This is a genomic window from Asticcacaulis sp. P4_H10 (genome assembly GCF_056400965.1).
Genome location: NZ_JBFUKH010000001.1, coordinates 120,213 through 143,257, shown reverse-complemented (window position 1 = coordinate 143,257; position 23,045 = coordinate 120,213). Strand labels below are relative to the sequence as shown.

Genomic DNA, 23,045 nt, shown 5'->3' with positions numbered 1-23,045 from the left:
AGGCGAAGATCCCTCAGCCAAATACAGTTGTGGTCAGGATTTCAGATCCTGAGCAAAGGCCAGCATGGCCGCGCGCTGCGGTACCGACAGACCGTCCAGCTCCATGTCTTCTCCACGCGCCAGCGACTTCAGCATGACGTGGGTCAAGGCCGAGGACAGCGACCAGTTCCAGTAGCGCAGGACCGTCTGGGCCCGGTCGACCGCCAGCATGTCATAGACGATCAGCACTTCGGCCAGTTGCGGATGGATTTGGCCGTCGGCGGTCCTCAAGGGGCGGCGCAGCGCTTTCCAAAGCGCCTTCAGCGCCTTGCGCGACAGGCCGGTCGCCTTGCAAAGCACGGCCAGGCCCTCGCCGCCGGTATCGCGCAGGATCTTGGCGCCGGTCGACGGTTTGATGCCCGACATATAGGCGATTTCCTCAGCCATCTTGCGCGTCATGCCGCCCTTGGCGGCGTCGGCGATGGCAGCTTCCAGCGACTCATACGGTGACTTCTTCAGTGCTTCGCGGTTACGCTGGCGGCGTTCGATGAACTGCAGCGCCTTGCGCGACATGGCGTCCTGCCACTTTTCCTTGGCCGCCATGGCGAAGACGTCCGATGCCATGTCCTGCATGATTTCGCGATTGACGCCAAAACGGCTGAGGATGATCTTTCGGACCTCGGCCGGGCTCCACCAGAATAGGACGTAGGCCGACGACGGACGCAGCTCAGGGCGGCGCATGAGCAGCGGAATGAGCGTCGGCACATTCTGGCTCATGGCGACGATGCTTTCGAGCGCCTGCTGCGACAGGGTGGCCTTGCCGTTCTTCAGCAGGATTTCGATGACCGGAATATCTTCGCTTTCGACCAAGACCTCGGACAGCAGACTGGACAGGCCTTTGCGCGCAGCCAGCATCTGGCGGTGGGCGGATTTGCCGTGACGCGCGCAGTAGTTCAAGTCGGCGTCACTGAGGGCCTCGCCCTCTTCGATCAGCGGGCGGGCGACTTCAGCTTCATCGACCAGCAGAAGACGCACCAGCGAGTTGGGCAATTCGGCCAGGATGCTGAGCCGTTTGGAAACGCGGGCGCGTTCGGCCAGGTCGGATTCGCGCAGCATTTCCACCAGCAGGTCGGCAGTAACCGAGCGCTCGAAGGCATTGATCCGGCTTTCGGGCAGGCAGACGACGTCGGCCAGCCGGCGCATCAGGGTGAGGCGCGACTGCGCCGGCGGCGGAATCACGGCCAAGTCGTCGAACAGGTCAATGACGGCGCCTTCGCCCGGAGGCACGGCGTCGGTGGAATCTTCAAGGTGCGAACTGGCATTAAGCATGGTCGCCATGATGCCGGGGATGCGTTAAGTATTTGTATAGGAGAGGGCGGGGCAAAGCTGTGCATATGTCCCCAACCGGCTCAATCCCTGACACATTTGCATGCCAGAATCGTAAGCTACCGCCGCAGGAGTACACTATGAAAATCTTATCCTTACTCGCCGCCCTGACACTGGCCAGCACTTTGAGTGCCTGCGCACTGATGCCGATGGATGCCCCGCCCGTCAGCGGCGAGACGGTCAGCTACTCGGTCGGGCCGTGCTTCGGTTTCTGCCCGGTCTACGCTGTGTCGGTGACGCCAGATGGCCACGTCGCTTTCGACGGCGAACGGCACACCGCGACGCTCGGCAAGCAGGACCGCGATGGCGGCGCGCAGGCCTACCGGACCATTTCCAACGCCCTGGCCGCCTATCGCCCGGCGACCGGCACGACGGCAGACACGCAGTGCGACAGCCGGATGAGCGACCAGCAGAACTACCGCATCGTCTGGAAAGCGGCTGACGGTACCGAGACCGTCCTGCAGCACGATCGCGGCTGCCGCTCGCCCAAGAACGATGCGCTCAACAAGACTATGGAAGCCCTGCCCGCCAAGCTCGGCATTGCCGACTGGGCCAGGCAGACCTCCCGCCCGGGCGTCGGCCGGGGCTAAGAACACAAGCTACATAAACGCATAAGGCTCCCCGACGCGTCAGGGAGCCTTAATTTTTGCAGTCGGCGTTGGAAAGCCAGAGCCTTGAGTCGCATAGTAGCCGGCAAGCGCGGCAGGTACTCAAGGTACCTGCAAGCGCAGACTGCGTACTAGGCGGCCAAGGATCGCCGCTTTACAACCCGTCGAAGAGGGCGGTGGAGAGATATCTTTCCGCGAAGGATGGGATGATCGCGACGATCGTCTTGCCGGCGTATTCGTCACGGGCGGCCAGGCGGAAGGCGACTTCCAGCGCCGCGCCCGAGGAGATGCCGACCGGCAAACCCTCAGTACGCGCGGCCTTGCGCGCCATGGCGAAGGCCGCATCGTTCGAGACAGTTTCGACGCCGTCAATGATGCCGCGATCGAGAATACCCGGCACGAAGCCGGCGCCGATGCCCTGGATCTTGTGCGGACCGGGCTCGCCACCCGACAGGATGGGCGAAGCTTCCGGCTCGATGGCGATCATCTTGACCGATGCCTTCTTCTTTTTCAGCACGTGGCCGATACCGGTGATCGAGCCGCCGGTGCCGACGCCCGACACGACCGCATCGACGGCGCCGTCGGTGTCGTTCCAGATTTCCTCGGCGGTCGAAATCTCATGAATGTAAGGATTGGCTTCGTTCTCGAACTGCTGGGGCATGACCGCACCCGGCGTTTCATTGATGAGTTCCTGAGCACGGTTGACGGCGCCGCGCATGCCCTTTTCGGCCGGCGTCAGTTCCAGCTTGGCGCCCAGCAGGACCAGCATCTTGCGGCGTTCGATCGACATCGATTCCGGCATGACCAGGACGATGTTGTAGCCCTTGGCCGCGGCAACGAAGGCCAGGGCGATGCCGGTATTGCCCGAGGTCGGTTCGATGATCGTGCCGCCCGGCTTCAGCTTGCCGGAGGCTTCCAGTGCCTCGATCATCGAGATGCCGATCCGGTCCTTGACCGAGGCCATCGGGTTGAAGAATTCGAGCTTGGCCAGGACTGTGCCCTTGGCGCTATACTCCGCCGACAGGCGCGGCAGGCGGACCAGCGGCGTATCGCCCATGGTGTCCAGGATCGAATCGAAAACCTTGCCGCGGCCCTTGCGGGCAAAGCGGTCGGCGGTGTTGGACGGCTTCAGGTCGTCGGAAGAGGCCATGGGGCGTGCTCCTTGAGGAAACGTTAAAAATAGTGAAGAGGCAGATGCCTTACGCGACAAGGGAAAGCGTGCGCACGTGCGCTTCTGTTAATCCCTCGTTAAGAACATTTTAAGAGATATTATCGCGTCTTAACTTTCCGGTTAAGCCAAATCACCTCACATCTTGTGTGAGACAAACTAATCTTACCGCCCTGTCAAGGTGCGCGCCCGCTGAAACGGCTCGAGAAGAAGGTATGACGATGAGCATGGACGATCTGTCGCCGGTATTGACCACCGCCGCGCCCAACGAGGCCCCCAATGACAGCGTAGCGGCTCCGGTCTCCAAAGTTGCCATTGCCGAGGCCGAGGCACCCGCAATCCAGGACCTGGCCGGCCGTAACGAGTTGGCCACCCAGATGGTCGCCAAGCTGTGCCACGACTTCATCTCGCCTGCCGGCGCCATCATGTCGGGCCTGGATCTGCTGGAGGACCCGTCCGCCCAGGACATGAAGCAGGAAGCGCTGAACCTGATCGCAACCTCGGCCAAGAAGCTGGTGTCCCTCGTCTATTTCGCCCGTGTCGCCTTCGGTGCTGCCAACACGGCCGAGGCCTTCAACGCCGCCCAGCTCAACAAGATCCTCACCGATATCTACGCGTCCCTGCGCGCTGAACTCGACTTTCGCGTCGAGCCGAATGTGGTTTTCGAAAAGCCTGCCGCGCGCGCCCTGTTGAACCTGGGCCTGCTGGCTGGCAATTCGATGCCCATGGGCGGCAAGATGCGACTGGAAGCCACAACGGAAGACGGCCAGTTGATCATTACCGCCGAAGCCCGGGGCCCACGCGCGCGCCTCAAGCCCGAGGTCGTCGAAGGCCTGAGCGGCGTGCCTCTGAGCGATGGCCTGGCCGGTCAGTGGATTCAGCCGCACTGGCTGCATAGCGTCGTGTCCGAAGCCGGCGGTGAGATCAGCTGGACTGCCGAGACGGATATTCTCATCCTGACCGTGACGTTGCCGGTCTAAGACCTTCCCTTACGTAATCCTTATCTCTGCCTGTCGGATAACTGCGAAATTATTACGCGTCTTGCGCTATGTATTTCGCACCCGCAGCATTGCGTGCCCTGTGCTGCATTCTCCTCCGCAGAAAGGATACGACCATGCCCGACTCCCCCAGCGATATTCAGAACCGCGTGAAAGATTCTGCCGAAAAGGTTCAGGCCAGCGCGCGTGAAAACGCCCAGCGCGCCGCTGACGCCGGCCGCGAAGGCGTACGCCGGGCGACCGAAAACGCTTCGAACATCGCCAGCCGCAGTCTGGAAGTCGGCAACCAGGCGTTGGGCGCCTATGTCGAAGCCGGCAAGCAGGCCGCCAGCGCCCTGAACGACGTCAATAAGGCCGTCACGGAGTCTTACTCCCGCTCGCTGGCCGACTATGACGAACTGTCGAAGAAGGCGTTGAGCTGCCGCACGACGCAGGACGTCATCGATCTGCAGACGACGGCGCTGCAGAAGATGCAGGACAATATCAACGAAACGGCGCGCATCTACAGTCTGTTTATCGGCGCCTTTACGCGTTCGGTCGAACCCATTGCCAGCCGCGCTACACAGTTCGCTGACAAGGCAACAGATCAGGCAAAGGCGGCCGTCGGCGTCTAAGAAACAACACCCATAGAGCGACATAGCAAAAACTTAGATCGGTATGATGTTTCCGTTTAAAATCATACCGATCTGGCGACCCCGCGGATATATCGCAAAGGCCATTCGCTTACTGAGCTGAGAACGTCCAGAGCGTTAAGGATGCCTTGCTGTAAAGCGCGGGTCTATCCGCCGTGACAGTGCGAGAGGGTAAGATTCGTAGGCAAGGAACTTGCCACGGTCCTTCTGCATATAGGCTACCCACACGTCTCCAACCTTGGGCGATGGATGCCCATCGTCGCACATGGATGAGATGCCTGACCGACCGATCTCAACGGTTCTCGCGTCAAACTTGCCAACAATTGTCCGCTCTACACTACCCACAGCTTCCCATGGCCGGACCGTATCCCACTCAAGCGTTTTCATATCCACCGTAACGCGCGTAATACGAATAACGACTACAGCATCGAATTCACGTTTGACACGGACCTCTGCTGGCGGATTGACCATACAGGCGTGGGAAAGGGGGGGTAAAAACAGGGTGAGAATGGCGGCGAGCGCTGGCAATACGTAAGAGACGCGTTTCATCATGATCGCTTGCGAAATAGTTTTATTTGAGCTTATCGCAAAATGCCCGGGCTGTCTCAATGGAGGGCGAAATACTACCTGATGGCCGTCCACGGCTTCGACAGCAAGGCCGCGCAGGTGATCAGCCCGACCAGCGAATAGGTCTGCGGGAAGTTGCCCCACAGCTCGCCGGTGTCGACCTTGACGTCTTCGGACAACAGGCCAGAGTGCGTGCGCCTGGCCAGCATGGCTTCGAACAAGTCCCGCGCCTCTTCCGTCCGCCCCATCATGTGCAGGGCCTCGATGTACCAGAAGGTGCAGAAGTTGAACGCCGTCTCGGGCTCACCGAAGTCATCGGGCTCTACGTAGCGGTAGAGGTTGTCGCCGTGACGCAACTGGCGCTCGACCTCGGCAAAGGTCGCCACACAGCGCGGGTCATCCGCGGCCAAGAAGCCGAGTTCGAACAGTTGCAGCAGGCTGGCGTCGACCTCTTCGCCGCCGAAGGAGCCAGCAAAATAGCCCTTCTCGGCATTCCACGCCCGCTCCTCGACGGCGCGGCGGATGGTGTTGGCGCGCTCAACCCAATAGAGCGTCCGCTCGACCAGGCCAAGTGATGACGCCGCATTGGCCAGCCGGTCGCACGCTGCCCAGCACAGCAGCGCCGAATAGGTATGGACGCGGGCAATAGTGCGGAACTCCCACAAGCCGGCGTCGGGCTTGTCGTACATGGCAAAGGCGCGCTCACCGACCTTTTCGAGGGCGCGGAAGTCCTCGACCGTGCCTTGGTGCAAGAAGCGCTCGTCGAAGAAGGACTGGGTCAAAGGCAGGATCATCTGGCCATAGACATCGTGCTGAAAGTGCTCATAGGCCTGGTTGCCGATACGCACCGGTCCCATGCCGCGATAGCCGTTCATGCCGGGCGCCAGGCGTTCGAACAGCTCGGGTTCGAGGCTGACGCTGTAGAGCGGCTGGACGTGGCCGCCGGCCGAGCGATCGGTCAGATTGCGCAGGTACACCAGATAGGATTCCAGCATGTCGGCGCAGCCGAGGCGGTTGAGCGCGCGTACGACGTAGTAGGCATCCCGGATCCAGCAGTAGCGGTAATCCCAGTTGCGTTCGCTGCCGGGCGCCTCGGGTATCGAAGTCGTCAGCGCCGCGACAATGGCGCCGGTCTCTTCATAGGAACAAAGCTTGAGCGCGATGGCGGCGCGGATGACCGCCGCCTGCCACTCCAGCGGCAAATAAAGTGTCCGCACCCAAGTCTGCCAATAGGACGTCGTCGCGCGCAGCATGTGCTCGGCATCGTTCAGCACGTCGGCGGGATAGGGTTCGTCGAGCCCGAGATGAAAGGCCAGCGGCCCTTCCAGCCGGAAGGTCTGGCAGTCGCGCAAATAGGTCAGCGGCGCATTGGTCGTCAGGCGCATGGCGACTGCGCCGCAGTCATAGCGTAGGTGGCTGGATCCGGTGGTTTCGCGCGCCAGATCGCTGCCCCAGTTGCCCGTCGGCTTGATGCAGACGCGGATGCGCGGCGTGCCCGACAAAGGCCGGATCAGGCGATAAAACGCCCATGGCCTGAAGGTGCGGCCCAACTGATGGAAGCGCGGCGCAAAATCGATAACTTCGAGGCTGCCGCCCTTGGAGTCGGTCAGGACAGTGCGCAGGCAGGCGGTATTGCGGATATAGTCCTGCGTGATCTCCGCCTGGTCTTCGATTTCGACCGCCCAGATGCCAGCGTCATCGCCTGCCGACGGATTGAGCAGGCTGGAGAAGACCGGCTCGCCGTCAACGCGGGGGCAGCATGCCCAGATAAAGCGCCCGTGCCGGTCGACAAGTGCCGCCGCCGCACAATTGCCGATGGGCGCCAGGTCAAGGTCGTGCCGGGGGAATGCACGCGAAGCCTCCGGAGCTGCTTGTGACATCAGTTCCGGCTGGAGGTCAGGACGGCTATCCGGCATAAAAATCTCCCTTAAAGCAAAATACTATTATCACAGCACCCATACAGGCGAGTTCACAAAAAATTGCATACATAATCACAGAAACGCGAGAATCTGCAAAAATATAGAGGAGACGCTAGACATCATCATTATCATTTAATAACCTAAACAATGCACATATTGCTCTTTACGAATTTCTTATTTTTTCAATTACTTTAGAATAACTGCAATTCATCAACATGTTTTCTGTATTGATCGCGCTACTACTAAGGCGCATCAGCTTTTGCATGTGCGAAAATTGCGGGGCGCGTGGGTAATCAAGAGGAGGCTGAGCTTATGACTGGATACATATTACCCCCGAAGCGGCCGGGATGGTGCGGCGCATGACGGTTGCCGATGTCACAAGACTTCGCCTCGATACCGTGTCGCTTTTTCTTGATCTCGACGGCACGCTGGCGCCGTTCGCCACGACACCGGATGGTGTCGGCCCCGACAGCGACCGCAATGACCGGCTGAAGCGTATGGTCGCGCGGCTCGACGGCCGGGTCGCCGTCGTCAGCGGCCGCTCGCTGGCCGACCTCGACCGCATCCTCGAAGGCGCAGTCGCCGCCATGGCGGGCAGCCACGGCCTGGAGCGGCGCACGCCGAATGCCTTCATCGCCAATCCGGCCCATCCAAAGCTGGCGCTGGCCATGGCAGAGCTTGAACAGTTCGCCGGACAGTTTGCCGATGTCCGTATCGAGACCAAGCCCTTGAGCGTCGCCTTTCATTACCGCGGCAATCCGTCCGTCGAGCCGATGGCGCGGGTTTTCGCCGACGACCTGGCCAGCCGCACAGGGCTCAAGCTGCAACGCGGGTCGATGGTCGCCGAATTCCTGACGCCCGGCGGCGACAAGGGCCAGGCCGTGCGCGCCTTCATGGCCGAGCCGCCCTTTGCCGGCACGACGCCCGTATTCGTCGGCGATGACCTGACCGACGAGGATGGTTTTGCCGCGGCTACCGCATGTGCCGGTTTCGGCATCCTGGTCGGGCCGCCGCGCCAGACCCAGGCGCGTTACCGTTTGCCGGACGAACGCGCCGTCCATGCCTGGCTCGACCAGGCGCTGAGTGAAGATGTTTTAAGTCTGGAGAGTCCCCTGTGAGCCGCCTGATCGTTGTGTCCAACCGCGTCAATCCCCCCGCCGATTCCGGTGTCGGCACAGCCGGCGGGCTGGCCATGGCGCTTGCGGCCGCGCTGCGTGAAGACAAGGGCCTGTGGTTCGGCTGGTCGGGCCAGACGGTCGAGCAATATACCGGCCAGATTTCGATGCAGAAGGTCGGCGGCGTCACCGTTGCCCTCCTCGACCTGGAGCCGCAGGACCAGAACGAGTATTACAACGGCTATGCCAACCGGACACTGTGGCCGCTGTTTCACTACCGTCCCGATCTGGTCAGCTATGAGCGCAGCTTCGACGAGGGCTATGCCCGGGTCAACCAGCGCTTCGCCGACACGCTTTTGCCGCTGATCGCGCCCGACGACCTGATCTGGGTGCAGGACTATCACCTGATCCCGCTGGCGCGCGAACTCAGGGCGCGTGGCGTGCAGAACCGCATCGGCTTCTTCCTGCACATTCCGTGGCCCGCCCGCCGGATCCTGAGCACCCTGCCCAAGCACGCCGATCTGGTTGAGTCGCTGTTCAGCTACGACCTGGTCGGCTTCCAGACTGAGGACGACCGCGAGGCCTTCGAGGACTACGTCGTCCATGACGCATCCGCGACACTGACGGCCGATGGCGTCATTACTGCCTATGGCCGTTCCGTCCGCGCCCAGGCCTTTCCGATCGGCATCGACGCCGCCGACTTTGCCGAGACGCTCAAGAGCGAGCGCGCCGAACTCTATTACAAGGCGATGCTGAAGAGCCAGCGCGGCCGCAAGATGCTGCTGGGCGTCGATCGGCTCGACTATTCCAAGGGACTGGAAGAACGCTTCAACGCCTACGACACGTTTCTTACCAATAATCCGGAAATGCAGGAACAATTGTTCCTGCTGCAGATCGCCACGCGGTCGCGCGATGATGTCGACGCCTATCAGGACCTGCGTAACCGGCTGGATACGATCTCAGGCAAGATCAACGGCGCCCACGCCACGGTCGAATGGGTGCCGCTGCGCTACGTCAACCGCCCCTACCGGCGCGATGAACTGGCCGGCATTTATCGCTCGGCCGATATCGGGCTGGTGACGCCGTTGCGCGACGGCATGAACCTGGTCGCCAAGGAATATGTCGCCGCCCAGGACCCGAACAATCCGGGCGTCCTGGTGCTGTCGCAGTTTGCCGGCGCCGCCGCGCAGATGAAGGACGCCCTGATCGTCAATCCCTTAAGTCGCGAAGACATCTCCGAAGCCATCCATCGCGGCCTGACGATGCCGGTGAAAGAGCGCAGGCGGCGCTGGGAGTCACTCTATGACAATGTCCGCCGCTTCGACGTCGGCCACTGGCGCGATGATTTCGTCGCCGCGCTAAAGCGGCCGATGGCCGCCGTATCAGAGCTCGAGGTCACACCGCGTACGGAACTGGAAAACATCTGACGCCCGGCAAGGCTTACCGCGATTCCCGATTGACATGCACAGAACGCCGTTATACCTTAAGATATAAGTTATTGTATTTTAACAATATTGCTTCTTCGGGGATTTCATGCGTTCTGTATTCGTCGCTACGGCCGCGTTTGTGGCCGCATGTTTCTGCCTGCCCGCCTCCGGCGCCCTTGCTCAAGACCGCGCCCTCCCTGACCTGATAGTCCAGTCGCATAAGTCGGCGGGCGGCGCCGTCGAGGCCGTCATCGCCAATACGGGTCGCGCCGGCGCCCAGGCGCGAACCACCGCGACCCTCTACATCTATGCAAACGGCAGCCGCCATTCGACCGTCGAACGTTCGATCCCTGCGCTTGGTGCCGGCGACAGCATTCGCCTTACGTTTCCGCTGCCTGCGATTGCCGGCACTTACCAGGTCATGGCGGATTCGAAGCGCGAACTGACTGAAGCCGATGAGACGAACAACCGCACCAATAATGCCCCCTTCGGTCAGGCTGCCGATACCGGCGGGTCAAGCGGAACCTTTGCCGTCGATCCGCGCCTGGAACGGCGCGCCAGCCGCTATCCGCGCCAAGTCGCTGTCGACGGAGCCCCCACCCCCGTGGCCGCCGCCCGCATGCCTGGCGGCACCGAAGTCCTGTTCATTGAAAACGAACTGGCCCTGATCAGCACCAATCCTGCCGACGCCCAATCCTTTGCCGAACGCTGGCATGGCAAGATTATCGAGACAACGCGGCTACCGGACGATTCCGGCCTGCTGTACCTCATCCGTGTCGATAACTCTCATCCGGCAGATGTCGCCCTGGACAAGCGTGAGCAACAAACGCCGTTTTCCAGCGAGGCCGCCCGTAACCTTTTGACCATCGCCAAGGCCGCGAAGGCCGTGGGGCTGAAAGTCGGCATCAATCCCATCCTAGATAGTGATGGCATCATGCAGGGCACGACCGCCGAAGCCAACGGCGAAAATGCCATGACGTACGACTACATGAAGGCCGGCGGCGCGTTCAATGTCGACGTCGCAACCGCATGGAAGATGCTCAGCCACGCCAACAACTTCGCCAACACCGTCTCCATCGGCATTCTCGATGGCGGATTTGGCGTCGGCAATGGTACCTTCGTTGAAAATGACATAGTCATAGCGGCGTCATCGGCAGCGAAAGAGAAAAATCAATCGACGTGCACCGACGAAACGCCGTGTCCGTGGCACGGCGCCAATGTTGCCGAAGCGGCCGGCGGGATACCGGACGACAACCGCGGCGCTGCCGGCTCCGCCGGCCCCGTCGCCCGGATGTATCTCTGGGATAAGCAAGGGTCCGGCGCGGCCCATACCATATCGCGCTTGCTGGACCTGAGGGATAGCGGCGCCAAGATCATAAATATGAGTTTCAGCGGCGAGATCGAACGCGATCAGTCGTTCTGGGATGGGGCATGGCTGGACGTCATTGATACGTTCGAAAACACGACCCGCTTTATAGCCACGCATAACGACCGGCTGCTATTCGCTGCGGCCGGCAATGATGGTATCCACATCGACGCCCTCAACAGCGATGGTGACGAAAGTGTCTGGCATTATCCGTGCGAGAACCAGGGCGTCATATGCGTCGCCGGCTGGACTGAGGCCACGTCCAAAGAAGACGAAAAAAACTGGGGCGCCATCTGGGCGGAAGGCTCGAACTACAGCTACCAGCCCAATGGCGAAACCATCGATATCTATGGTCCGTGGTGCGCCCGGGTCGGAGACGATCCCGACACAACCGGTGCGGCGGTCATTCAGAAACCATGCGGCACCAGCATCGCCTCACCCTTCGTCAGCGGCGTTGCGGCGCTTATCTGGTCCGCCAACCCGGCCTTGAGCGCCCAGCAGGTCTGGGGCTTGATGAACAAGCATGCCACCACAAAGGGCTACATCCGCCGCGTCCACGCCGCCGATGCCGTGCGCGAGGCCCTGGCCTCGACCGGCAAAAGATATCCACCGCGCGTCGAACTTATGGCCAAGACGCAAACGCCATTTGGCCCCCTGGGCACGCTCGCGCTCAGCCACACTGCCTTCGACATAGAGGACGGTGCCAATTGCTGTACCGCAAGGTGGTATGTCGACGGCAAGCTTGTCTATACCCTCAAGCCCAACAGTATCGCCCCGCAATTCAAGATGACCGGCCTCAAGGCTGGCGTGCATACGCTGAACGTCACGATTCACGACACGGACGGCCTGTGGGATTCCAGAGAGACAAAATTCACCGTCACCAATGCGCCGCCGAAAATCGTCATCGAGGCACCGACGACGGCCATCTATACTGCACTGCCTTACGAATTCCGCGCCGTGGTCACCGATGACGCCTTCATGCTGCCGCTGGGCGGTTCGGACTGCGACAAGGTCACGTGGACTGTTGACGTGGCGGGCATGACGCCGGCCAATCCGACCGGCTGCTCGGTGATCCTGCGTTTCGCCAATCTCGCCAATCCGACCCTGACGGTCAAATATACCGATACGCAGGGCCTGACCGCGACAGCGACGCACAGCTTCTCCGTCATGCAGACGCAGGGCACGACCGTTGCCATCACCAAGCCGGGGGCCAACCAGGCCTTTAGAAGTGAAGAAGAGATCGTCTACGCGGCCGAAGCCGCCAACTTCAAGGGCGTCCCCTACTTCACCTGGACGCTGACCGATCTCGCCACGAACGTCACTAAACCGCTGCCGGTCAAGCTGGGCAACGACGCGTCGTTCCGCCTGGCGGATATCTTCCCCGCCTACAAATTCTATGGCGGCACCCGGGAATACAAGCTGAGCGTGACTGCCAAAAGCACCCAGTCCAAGAGCGCCGGAGCAGCCAGTGTTCGTATCGTCCAGCTTCCTTTTGTAAAGTAGCGCGAGGCGCAAGACGGTGCGACCGATGGCCGGCGCACCGTCCCTGCGCTTTTCTTGAAGCGCACCCAGGCAATGCCACTTGCAGACTCACACAGGCTGACTTATCTCTAATAAGCGGCTTGCCGGGCCCTGCCCGTCCGGCGCCCGCATGCGGTTTTCATGAACATTCTTATCTTTCCATGTTTTGGCGGAGCGTCCTCCTGGCAGGCGTTCCCTTCGGCTGGAGTGCAGTAAGTGGCCGAGCCCTCGATTATCTTCACCGACGTCAACGAACGCCAGGGGACTTTCAGCCGTCGCATCTTTACGCTGGGTGGCGCGGTCGCCTTCGGGCTGACCGCCCTGACCGGACGGCTGGCCCAGTTGCAGATCCTGGAAGGCAAGAAGTACGGCGAGCTGGCCACTGCCAACCAATATAATTTCCGTCTTATCCCGCCGCCGCGCGGCGACATTCTCGACCGCAACGGCAAGCTGATCGCCGGTAACCGGCCGTCTTTCCGCGTCACCATCGAGGCGAACGAAGTCAAGAATATCGACGATACGCTCGATCAGCTGGCCTATATCCTGCCGCAGACCGTGGCGTCGCGGCGCCGGATCCTGCGCGATATCAACCAGAACCAGCGCTCGGTGCCGACAGTGGCGGCATCCGACCTGAGCTGGGAGGACTTCTCGCGCGTCAGCCTCTATGCGGGCAATATTCCGGGCGTCGTCGCCGGCATGGACCAGTTGCGCGCCTACTATTACGGCGGCGCTTTCAGCCACGTCGTCGGCTACGTCTCCAAGATCAACGCCACAGACATGAAGCGCGAGCTGGAAAAGCCCGGCGCCGACAGCGACCTGCTGCACAATCCGTCCTTCCGCATCGGCAAACAGGGCATCGAAAAGTCGCTCGACAATGTGCTGCGCGGCACCAAGGGCGGCCGCCGCGTCGAGGTCGATGCGCAAGGGCAGGTCGTGCGCGAAGACCAGAAGGGCTCGGTCGAGCCCGTTCCCGGCAAGGACATCACCCTGACGCTCGACGCCGACATCCAGCAGCGTGCCGTCGACGTCTTCGGCTCGGATTCAGGCGCCGCCGTCATGATGGACGTGCATTCGGGTGAAATCCTGTGCATGACGTCCGCGCCGGGCTTCGACCCCAACCTGTTCGTGTCGGGCATTCCGTCCGACGCCTATCGCCTGCTGGCCGACTATGAGCGCAAACCGTTGCTCGACAAGGCCCTGTCGGGCACCTATCCGCCGGGCTCGACCTTTAAATGCCTGGTCGCCATGGCAGCGCTGGAAGCCGGTATTCCGGAAACGACACGCCACACGTGCGGCGGAGTCTTCCCGTTCGGCAACCACGTTTTCCACTGCGACGGCGTGCACGGTAACCTCGACATGCACGGCGCTATCGTTACGTCGTGCGACGTCTACTTCTATAATATGGCCGTGGCGCTGGGACCCGACAAGATCGCCGAAGTGGCGCGCAAGTTCGGCCTGGGCCAGATCTTCGACATCGGCATCGACGGCCAGAAGGCGGGCGTCGTCGCCGACAAGGCGTGGAAGCAGGCCTATTTCGAAAAGCGCGGCCGCCCCGCCGAAGGGCGCTGGTGGCCGGGCGATACGCCGTCGATCGGCATTGGCCAGGGCTTTACCAATATCAACTGCCTGCAAAACTGCGTCAGCGTGGCGCGTATCGCCAATGGCCGCAAGGAAGTCATGCCGCGCCTCATCCGGTCCATCGGGAATGAGCCGGTCGACCACCCGGCCTTCCGCGACCTGTCCGTCGATCCGGCGCACCTGAATATCGTCCGCGCCGCCATGGCCGACGTGGTCACCAGCGGCACCGCCGCGCGCACCGCCCAGCTCGACCTCGGTCCCATCGTGATGGCCGGCAAGACCGGCACCGCCCAGGCCCACACCATTACCGGCGGCTCACGGGCAACGCTCCATCTCGACTGGGAACGGCGCGACCACGCCTGGTTTGTTGCCTTTGCGCCGGCCGACGCGCCGAAATATGCCATGAGCGTTATCGTCCAGCACGGCGGCTGGGGGGCATCGGCCGCGGCGCCCAAGGCGCGTGAGATCATGCGCCTGGCCCTGATCAAGGATCCCGATATCCGGCGGCGCATCACCGGCCCCGTCAAGGATACCTTCGATCCCAACGCCGTCAAGGCCAGCGCCCCGGTTTAGCCACTGCCTGCACGGTGCGTCGGCGGGCTTTCCATGCAAACGTTTGTGGGTATGTGCACGTTTTTGGCGAAATTCAGACTTCAGTAATCATTTGCGAACCCTCTCTTAACCAAACGTACGCAATATGGCCGGGACTGGCTGGGCGAAGTGTATCTTTATCGCCCCCTGCATACTCAATATGAGGGTACGTCGTGGACGACTTAATTGCTGAATTCCTGACCGAGACGGCTGAAAGCCTGGAAGTCGTCGATAGCGAACTCGTAAGGTTCGAAGCCAACCCGAACGACCGCAAGACGCTCGACAATATTTTCCGCCTGGTTCACACCGTCAAGGGTACTTGCGGCTTCCTGGGCCTTCAACGCCTGGAAGCGGTCGCCCACGCCGGCGAGACCCTGCTGGGCCGCTTCCGTGACGGCAAGCTGGAAGTCACGCCGATCGCCGTGACCCTGGTCCTGCACTCCATCGACCGCATCAAGGTGATCCTGGCCGGCCTGGAGCAGACCGGCAACGAACCCGACGGCAACGACCACGACCTGATCGCTCAGCTGGAAGCCATGGCCGAGGGCCATGAGGTCGATCTGACCGCCGTTCAGGCTGTCGAAGTGCCGGACCGTCCGATCAATGGCGAAATCGAACCCGCCGTACTGAATGTGCCTGCACTCGGTGTTGGCGACATCGATCCTTCCACTGGCCGCGCGCTGCGCCCGGGCGAAGTCTCCGAAGCCGAACTGGAAGCCGCATTTGCCGCCGCCGACGGCCCCGAAGACGTCAAGCCCGCCCTGCAGGCCGGTGATATCGACCCCGCCACTGGCCGCGCGTTGCGCCCCGGCGAAGTCTCCGAAGCCGACCTCGAGGCCGCTTTTGCCGCCGCCGAATCGCCTGACTGGATGAATGAAACGGTCACCGAAGTCGTCGACAGCCATCCTGAACCCGTCGCCGAAGTCGTGCCGACGGCCACTCCGGTCGCCGCCAAGGCAGCCGCGCCGGCTCAGGCCGCCGAACCCCTTCAGGGTTTAGGTGGGGAAGACGGCCAAGGTATCAATACAATCCAGTCGATCCGCGTGTCCGTTGATGTGCTGGAAGGCCTGATGACCCTCGTGTCGGAAATGGTTCTGACACGGAATCAACTGTTGCAGATCAGCCGGACCCGCGAGGACTCGGCCTTTGCCACCCCGCTGCAGCGCCTGTCGACCCTGACCGGCGAACTGCAGGACAGCGTCATGAAGACGCGCATGCAACCCATTGGCGCCGCTTGGAAAAAGCTGCCCCGTCTCGTGCGCGACCTGAGCTACGAACTGGGCAAGAAGATCGACCTCGTCATGGAAGGCGAAGGCACCGAACTCGACCGCCAGGTTCTGGAACTGATCCGTGACCCGCTGACCCACATGGTCCGCAACTCGGCCGACCACGGCCTGGAAGGCACGCAGGAACGCATTGATCTCGGCAAGCCGGCCAATGGTACGGTCAAGCTGTCGGCCTTCCACGAAGGCGGCTATATCGTCATCCGCATCGCCGATAACGGCCGCGGCCTGAACACCGGCCGCATCCGCGAGAAGATCATCGAAAAGGGCCTGGCTTCGCGCGTCGAAGTCGACGGCATGAACGATCAGCAGATCCATCGCTTCATCTTCGCCCCCGGCTTCTCGACCGCTGCCAAGGTCACCAACCTTTCCGGCCGTGGCGTCGGCATGGACGTGGTCCGCACCAATATCGAACAGATCGGCGGCCAGATCGACCTGACCTCGATCCCGGGCCAGGGCACGACCTTCACCATCAAGATTCCGCTGACCCTGGCCATCGTTTCGGCCCTGATCGTCGGCGCCGGCGGCCAGAAGTTCGCGGTTCCGCAAACCTCGGTCATGGAGCTGGTCCGCACGGGCCAGAACGCCGAACACAAGATCGAAAAGATCAATGACGCGCTGGTCCTGCGCCTGCGCGAAAAGCTGCTGCCGCTGGTCCAGCTTGGGCCGACGCTGCAACTGGAAGCCGCGACGACCGAAGACCCGACCTTCGTCATGGTCATCCAGGTCGGCGAGCGCCGCTATGGCCTGGTCGTCAACGACGTCCTCGATACCGAAGAAATCGTCGTCAAGCCGCTGGCCCAGATCCTGCGCGACGTCAATGTCTTCTCCGGCGCCACCATCCTGGGTGATGGCTCGGTCGTCCTGATCCTCGATCCGAACGCCATGAGCGAGCGCGCCGGCAATATGCTGGAGGAAAAGCAGGAAGAGGACGCCGAGACGGTCACCGATTCCAGCGAAAACGAACGTTTCGCCATGCTGTTGTTCAAGGCTGGTTCGGGCGCCCCCAAGGCCGTCGAGCTGGAACACATCACGCGTCTGGAACACGTCGAATCGTCACAGATCGAAATCATGGACGGCCGTGCGGCGCTTCAGTACCGCGGCAAGCTGATGCCGATCCTGACCGTCAGCGGTGAATATTCCAGTCTGGCCAACCGTGGCGAGGGCACGCATATCCAGCCCCTGCTGGTCCTGACCGGCGAAGGCTACGCTATCGGCCTGGCGGTCGACGAGATCGTCGATGTCGTCGAGGACCGCCTGCAAATCGAGCTGTCGCCTGACCGTTCGGGCGTCCGCGGCACCGCCGTCGTCGCCGGCAAGGCCTGCGAAATCCTCGATGTCAGCCACTATCATCTGCGCGGCCTGGCTGAACACCAGCGCCGCCCGCAATCCTCCAATGAAGAAAGGGCCGTCGCATGAGCATCCGCGACTACGTAACCCTGCGTGTGGGTGGCCAGCTTTTCGGCGTCGACGCCGCCCGCGTCCACGACGTTTTCCATCCGCGTGGCCTGACGCCCGTGCCGCTGTCGCGCTCGGAAATCGCCGGCGTGCTGAACCTGCGCGGCCGCATCGTCACCGCCGTCTGCGCCCGCCGCCGCCTTGGCCTGCCGCCGCGCCCCGAAGGCTCGCCTGAGCCTTTGGCCATCGGCCTCGAAGTTCATGGTGACAGCTACGGCCTCGTGATCGACTCGGTCGATGAGGTCCTGAAGCTTGATGACGAGAAGTTCCACTCGCCTCCCGGAAATCTTCCGCCCCGCTGGGCAGAAATAATCGTCGGCGTTTATCAATTGGAAAAGGAACTTCTGATAGTCTTGGATCCACACACGCTGCTGGATGCCGCACATCTCAAAGCCGCGTAACAGGCTTTTTAAGGGAAGTAACAGAAGATGAAAACCTGCCTCGTCGTCGATGACAGCCGCGTTATCCGCAAGGTGGCCCGTCGCATCCTTGAGAACCTGCAGTTCGAAGTGATCGAAGCCAATGACGGCCTTGAAGCACTGAATTCCTGCAAGGAAAAGATGCCTTCTGCCATCCTGCTCGACTGGAACATGCCTGTCATGGACGGCATCACCTTCCTGCGCCAGCTGCGCAAGGAAGACGGCGGCAAGGCGCCGGTGGTCGTATTCTGCACCACCGAAAACGACCTGGCCCACATCACCGAAGCCCTGACCGAAGGCGCGTCGGAATACATCATGAAGCCGTTCGACGGCGAAATCCTGGAAGCCAAGTTCTCCGAAGTTGGCCTGATCTGATCTGATGCCTGCCAGGAGTTAAGACCTCCGGAAGGCGCCGCACCCGCTGCCTGAGCTATGCGCGATATAGATCGCGCTCCCCAGGGCGGCCCTTGCGGCACACGACAAGACTAAAAAAGTATCTGCTTTTTATTCACTACAGATGTCCGGGACCATGTCTGTTAACCCTAATCCCGCCGCGTCCTTGCGGCCCCTGAAGATCATGATCGTGGACGACAGTGCCGTCGTGCGCGGCCTGATCTCGCGCTGGCTGGAGCAGGAGCGGGACATGGTTCTCGCCGGCCTTGCCATCGACGGCCAGAAGGCGATCGACAAGGTCCGCGAAGTTCAGCCGGACGTGCTGATCCTCGACATCGAAATGCCGAACATGGGCGGCCTCGAAGCCCTGCCCAAGCTGATTGCCGCCAAGCCGGGCCTCAAGGTCCTGATGGCGTCGACGCTGACGACGCGCGGCGCCAATGTCACCCTGCGCGCTCTCGAACTGGGCGCGGCCGACTATATCCCGAAGCCCGACTCGACCCGTATCGGCGGCGCCGACGGCTTCCGCACCGAGCTTCTGACCAAGATCCGCGCCCTGTGCGGCCGCACGCGCCAATGGCCCATGCCGGGCGCCGGCGGCACGCCCGCTCCTGCGCAGCCGCACGCGCCATCGGCTTTTTCGCCAGGCGCCTCGCCGGCACCGGTCGCTGATGCCCGTCCCCATATTGCGCCGATCACGGCCAGGCATGCTGCGCCGGCCGCGCCTGCCATCCGCCCGCGCACCGGCCCCAAGCGGATCGACATTCTTGTCGTCGGCGCCTCGACCGGTGGTCCGCCGGCGCTCCGCACCTTCCTGCTCGGCCTCGGGGCTGAATGGAAACTGCCCATCCTGATCGTGCAGCACATGCCCGCGACCTTCACCGCCATCCTGGCCGAGCACCTTGACAAGGCGCTGCCGCAAAAGGTGCAGGAAGCCAAGGACGGCATGCTGATCGAAAGCCGCAACGTCTACATCGCGCCGGGCGACTGGCACATGACCATCCGCCACGATCCGATCGTCAAGCAGATCCGCCTCGACCAGGGCCCCCAGGTCAACTGGTGCCGGCCGGCGGTCGATCCCCTGTTCAAGTCCGCAGCGGACGTCTATGGCAACCACGCCCTCGGCGTTGTGCTGACCGGCATGGGCCATGACGGCCGTGACGGCGCACAGGCCCTCGTCAACGTCCACGGCACCGTCATGGTGCAGGACGAAGCCTCCAGCGTCGTCTGGGGCATGCCGGGTGCCGTAGCCGAAGCCGGCCTGGCCGAAATTATCAAACCCATCGAAGGCCTGAGCGCAGCCTGTAAGGCTTTTGCGCGCGGCGAACGTCCGTAAAACGCGGGGAAACAGAATGACAAACGAAGACATCGACCACCTCGCCGCCATGCTCAAAACCCGTTCGGGTTTGATCCTCGGTTCCGACAAGACCTATCTGATCGAAAGCCGCCTGGCACCGGTCGCGCGCCGCGAAGGTTTCGCCAGCGTCTCGGCCCTGTTGGCCTCGCTGCGCACCAAGCGCGACGAAAAGCTCATGACCATCGTCACCGATGCCATGACGACCAACGAAACCTTCTTCTTCCGCGACAAGGCGCCGTTCGACCAATTCAAGTCGGATGTCCTGCCCGCCCTGGCCAAGTCGCGCATGAACGGCGACATCAAGATCTGGTGCGCCGCCTGTTCGACGGGTCAGGAACCCTATTCACTGGCCATGTTGATGGACGAGGCGCGCGGCCAGTTCCCGCGCGCCAATCTCGACATCCTGGCGACCGACATTTCCGACCGCTGCCTGGAAAAGGCGCAGTCCGGCCTCTACACCCAGTTCGAGGTCCAGCGCGGCCTGCCCATCACCATGATGGTCAAGCATTTCGAAAAGGTCGACGAGATGTGGCGTATCTCGCCCAAGCTGCGTCAGTCGATCCGCTTCAAAAAGACCAACCTGCTCGATGACCTGCGTTCGGTCGGTCGCCAGGACGTAATCTACTGCCGCAATGTGCTGATCTATTTCGATCTCGAGACCAAGAAGAAGGTCCTCGAGCAGATGGCCACCCTGCTGGCCGATGACGGCTACCTGTTCCTGGGCGCGGCCGAAACCGTGCTCGGCATCACCGACGTCTTCAAGCCGATGCAGGGCATGCGCGGCCTCTACATCAAGAACCAGATCGCCCAGTCGACGCCGCTGCGCAAGCTGGCCTGATCTATACCCGTCCCTTCTTCATCCAATGACAGAAGCCTCCGAAAACGGGGGCTTTTTCGTTTTATCCCGGCCTTAACCTGTGCGGCCTACACTGCATAGACGTTCCGCGTACAGACAAAGGTCGGAAACATGAGTATGGACCCGTCGGTCCGCTTTGAGCCAGCCCGACTGCTGGCGGTTGATGACGACCCGATCCTGCGCGAATTCGCCGCCGCCGAGCTGACCTCCGCATTCGTGACCGTGGAAACCGCCGCAGATGGCGCGCTAGGCCTGGAGCGTCTGAAGGCCGGCGGTATCGACATTGCGCTCGTTGACCTCGACATGCCGGTCATGGATGGCTTTTCGCTTATCGAACGCATACGCGCCGACGAAAAATTGGCGGCCCTGCCCGTCGTCGTGGCGACCAGCCGCGACGACATGGCGGCCATTGACCGCGCCTATACCGTGGGCGCGACGTCCTTCGTGCTCAAACCGCTCAACTGGCGCGTCGTTTCCTATCAGCTTTCCTATGTGCTGCGGAACAGCCGGGAAGCCGCGCGCGTCCGTTCACGCGCCCGCACCCTGCGCCAGACCGTCCGCACCCAGGACGCGGCGCTGAACCTGTGCCAGGCGGGCATAGACGACCTGTTGCAGAAGATGCTCGACGACCCCGGTCCCGGCAACTTCACCACGGTATGGACCGCGCTGGAATCTTTAAGCCGCGCGCTCAGGGACAAGTCCTCCCAGGCGCACTGATCCGACCAGGCCAAATGCGGCTATGCGCAGAAAAGCCGATCACATCTGCCTGAGGCAGCAACTCATCGATAGGCCGTCTCCGCCGTATCGCCTATCTTCCTCCCACCCAAGGACGGAGGATGCGCCATGAAGGTCGAAATCAGGGACGAACACCGCTGGCTGGAAAGCTTTACCGGCGATTGGCAGATGATCCCGGACCCCGACGGCCCGCCGGAGCATCAAACCGATAAATGGTTCGAACATGGCCGGGTACTGGCTGGCGGCGCCTGGCTGAAAATCGAAAGCCGTGGTGAAATGCCGGATGGGTCCGTGGCGGAAACCGTCTTCACAGTCGGCTTCGATCCGAAAAAAGGCAAGTATGTCGGGACCTGGATCGGATCGATGATGACCAATCTCTGGACATACGAAGGCGTGCGCAACGGCGATGCGCTTGTGCTGGAGAGCATCGGGCCCAGTTTCGATCGGCCCGGCGAAACACAGACCTATCGCGACATCTATGCCCTGGACGGCCCGGACGGGCGCAGCCTGACATCAGAAACCCTTCAGGACGACGGCTCATGGAAGGTGTTCATGACGGTGAAATACCGGCGGAATTAATCTCTGGACCCTTTCCTGCCTGCCGGCGCAGCCCCATATAGCGTCAGGTTTAAAACAAAAAGGCAGCACCATGAAAACACGCGTACTTGGTAACGGACTCGAAGTCTCCGCGCTCGGCCTGGGCTGCATGGGCATGAGCTGGGCCTATGGGCCGTCGGACCGCGAACAATGCCTGGGCCTTCTGCGCCAGGCGGTCGATCTTGGTGTCACCTTCTTCGACACGGCTGAGGTCTATGGCCCATTCACCAATGAAGAACTGGTCGGCGAGGCCCTGGCGCCGGTGCGCGACCGCGTCGTCATCGCCACCAAGTTTGGCTTCAAGCTGGGCGAGCCCGGCAGCCTGAGCGGCGTCAATAGCCACCCGAAGCATATACGTGAGGTCACCGAGGCGTCGCTGAAGCGGCTCAGGACCGATCGCATCGACCTGCTCTATCAGCACCGCGTCGATCCGGATGTGCCTATCGAAGACGTTGCCGGCACGGTCGGCGACCTGATCCGGGAAGGCAAGGTCCTGCACTTCGGCCTGTCCGAAGCCGGCGCCCAGACGATCCGCCGGGCGCACGCGACCTATCCTGTCACCGCCCTGCAAAGCGAATATTCGCTGTGGACGCGCGATCCGGAAACCGAAATCCTGCCGGTCCTGGAAGAGCTCGGCATCGGCTTTGTCCCCTACTCGCCGCTCGGCCGCGGCTTTCTGACCGGCGCGCTCAAGAATGAAAACGACCTGACCGAAGACGATTTCCGCCGCCGCACCCAGCCGCGCTTCAATGGGCAGGCTCGCGAACAGAACCTGCGCGCGGTCGATGCCCTGACCGGGGTGGCGAAGGATCGCGGCGTCACACCGGCGCAGCTGGCCCTGGCCTGGCTGCTGGCGCAAAAGCCGTGGATGGCGCCTATTCCCGGCACACGCCACCTTAACCGCTTGCAGGAGAATATCGCAGCGGCTGACATCACTCTGACGCCCGCGGACTTGGAGGTAATCGAAGAGACGATCGCGGAAACCGGTTTTGCCGGCGCACGCTATGGGGACGCGTCCCTGGCGATGACAAACCTCTAAAGCGATGTGCCAAAACGTGTGCGGCGCTTTTTGGCTTAGACGTCGCGACAGGC

General features: G+C 62.0%; 19 protein-coding genes. 15 read left to right on the top strand and 4 right to left on the bottom strand.

From position 1 onward, the window contains the following. Positions 1-33: 33 nt before the first annotated feature. Positions 34-1,308, bottom strand: a complete 1,275-nt coding sequence (locus AC1DON_RS00580; RefSeq protein WP_476933459.1) for a DUF2336 domain-containing protein — start codon at positions 1,306-1,308, stop codon at positions 34-36. 137 nt (positions 1,309-1,445) lie between these two features. On the opposite strand from AC1DON_RS00580, the gene AC1DON_RS00575 reads away from it, so the two are divergent. Further along, positions 1,446-1,955, top strand: coding sequence for a DUF6438 domain-containing protein (locus AC1DON_RS00575; protein ID WP_476932785.1), 510 nt, complete (start codon positions 1,446-1,448; stop codon positions 1,953-1,955). A 172-nt stretch (positions 1,956-2,127) separates the two neighbouring features. On the opposite strand, the gene cysK is transcribed toward AC1DON_RS00575, so the two are convergent. Then, positions 2,128-3,123 (bottom strand): cysteine synthase A, encoded by a 996-nt coding sequence (cysK, locus tag AC1DON_RS00570; RefSeq protein WP_476932784.1) that lies wholly within the window; start codon positions 3,121-3,123, stop codon positions 2,128-2,130. Positions 3,124-3,362: 239 nt separating this feature from the next. Here cysK and chpT point away from each other — a divergent pair, with 239 nt between their 5' ends. Continuing rightward, positions 3,363-4,121, top strand: a complete 759-nt coding sequence (gene chpT / locus AC1DON_RS00565; RefSeq protein WP_476932783.1) for a histidine phosphotransferase ChpT — start codon at positions 3,363-3,365, stop codon at positions 4,119-4,121. 134 nt (positions 4,122-4,255) lie between these two features. Further along, a complete protein-coding gene (locus tag AC1DON_RS00560; RefSeq protein ID WP_476932782.1) occupies positions 4,256-4,753 on the top strand; it encodes a phasin family protein in 498 nt (165 codons plus the stop codon). 135 nt (positions 4,754-4,888) lie between these two features. Here the strand turns inward: AC1DON_RS00560 and AC1DON_RS00555 are convergent, their stop codons facing one another. Both AC1DON_RS00555 and AC1DON_RS00550 read right to left on the bottom strand, forming a co-directional pair. Beyond that, the gene (locus AC1DON_RS00555) at positions 4,889-5,323 is read right to left on the bottom strand and encodes a hypothetical protein (protein ID WP_476932781.1); all 435 of its coding nucleotides are present in this window, start codon (positions 5,321-5,323) and stop codon (positions 4,889-4,891) included. 71 nt (positions 5,324-5,394) lie between these two features. Then, on the bottom strand, positions 5,395-7,218 hold the full coding sequence (locus AC1DON_RS00550; protein ID WP_476933458.1) for a glycoside hydrolase family 15 protein: 1,824 nt from the start codon (positions 7,216-7,218) through the stop codon (positions 5,395-5,397). 398 nt (positions 7,219-7,616) lie between these two features. On the opposite strand from AC1DON_RS00550, the gene otsB reads away from it, so the two are divergent. From otsB to AC1DON_RS00490, 12 genes are all read left to right on the top strand, one after another. Then, entirely contained in the window at positions 7,617-8,375 is a 759-nt protein-coding gene (gene otsB / locus AC1DON_RS00545; RefSeq protein ID WP_476932780.1) for a trehalose-phosphatase, read from the top strand. After that, a complete protein-coding gene (otsA, locus tag AC1DON_RS00540; RefSeq protein WP_476932779.1) occupies positions 8,372-9,799 on the top strand; it encodes an alpha,alpha-trehalose-phosphate synthase (UDP-forming) in 1,428 nt (475 codons plus the stop codon). Before otsB ends, otsA begins: the two co-directional genes overlap by 4 nt. A 106-nt stretch (positions 9,800-9,905) precedes the next feature. After that, entirely contained in the window at positions 9,906-12,668 is a 2,763-nt protein-coding gene (locus AC1DON_RS00535; protein WP_476932778.1) for a S8 family serine peptidase, read from the top strand. A gap of 234 nt (positions 12,669-12,902) precedes the next feature. After that, on the top strand, positions 12,903-14,837 hold the full coding sequence (mrdA, locus tag AC1DON_RS00530) for a penicillin-binding protein 2 (RefSeq protein ID WP_476932777.1): 1,935 nt from the start codon (positions 12,903-12,905) through the stop codon (positions 14,835-14,837). Between the two features lie 191 nt (positions 14,838-15,028). Continuing rightward, positions 15,029-17,557, top strand: a complete 2,529-nt coding sequence (locus AC1DON_RS00525) for a chemotaxis protein CheA (protein ID WP_476932776.1) — start codon at positions 15,029-15,031, stop codon at positions 17,555-17,557. Then, positions 17,554-17,997, top strand: coding sequence for a chemotaxis protein CheW (locus AC1DON_RS00520; RefSeq protein WP_209715776.1), 444 nt, complete (start codon positions 17,554-17,556; stop codon positions 17,995-17,997). The genes AC1DON_RS00525 and AC1DON_RS00520 overlap by 4 nt, the downstream gene beginning before the upstream one ends. A 27-nt stretch (positions 17,998-18,024) precedes the next feature. Then, on the top strand, positions 18,025-18,390 hold the full coding sequence (locus AC1DON_RS00515; protein WP_192621872.1) for a response regulator: 366 nt from the start codon (positions 18,025-18,027) through the stop codon (positions 18,388-18,390). A 154-nt stretch (positions 18,391-18,544) separates the two neighbouring features. After that, a complete protein-coding gene (locus AC1DON_RS00510) occupies positions 18,545-19,744 on the top strand; it encodes a protein-glutamate methylesterase/protein-glutamine glutaminase (protein WP_476932775.1) in 1,200 nt (399 codons plus the stop codon). Positions 19,745-19,760: 16 nt separating this feature from the next. Next, the gene (locus AC1DON_RS00505) at positions 19,761-20,603 is read left to right on the top strand and encodes a CheR family methyltransferase (protein ID WP_476932774.1); all 843 of its coding nucleotides are present in this window, start codon (positions 19,761-19,763) and stop codon (positions 20,601-20,603) included. 129 nt (positions 20,604-20,732) lie between these two features. Continuing rightward, positions 20,733-21,338 carry a response regulator gene (locus AC1DON_RS00500; protein ID WP_476932773.1) on the top strand — a complete coding sequence of 202 codons (606 nt, stop codon included), beginning with the start codon at positions 20,733-20,735 and terminating at the stop codon, positions 21,336-21,338. 126 nt (positions 21,339-21,464) lie between these two features. Next, positions 21,465-21,935 (top strand): DUF1579 domain-containing protein, encoded by a 471-nt coding sequence (locus tag AC1DON_RS00495; RefSeq protein ID WP_476932772.1) that lies wholly within the window; start codon positions 21,465-21,467, stop codon positions 21,933-21,935. 70 nt (positions 21,936-22,005) lie between these two features. Further along, positions 22,006-22,992, top strand: a complete 987-nt coding sequence (locus tag AC1DON_RS00490; RefSeq protein WP_476932771.1) for an aldo/keto reductase — start codon at positions 22,006-22,008, stop codon at positions 22,990-22,992. The last annotated feature ends 53 nt before the right edge of the window (positions 22,993-23,045 follow it).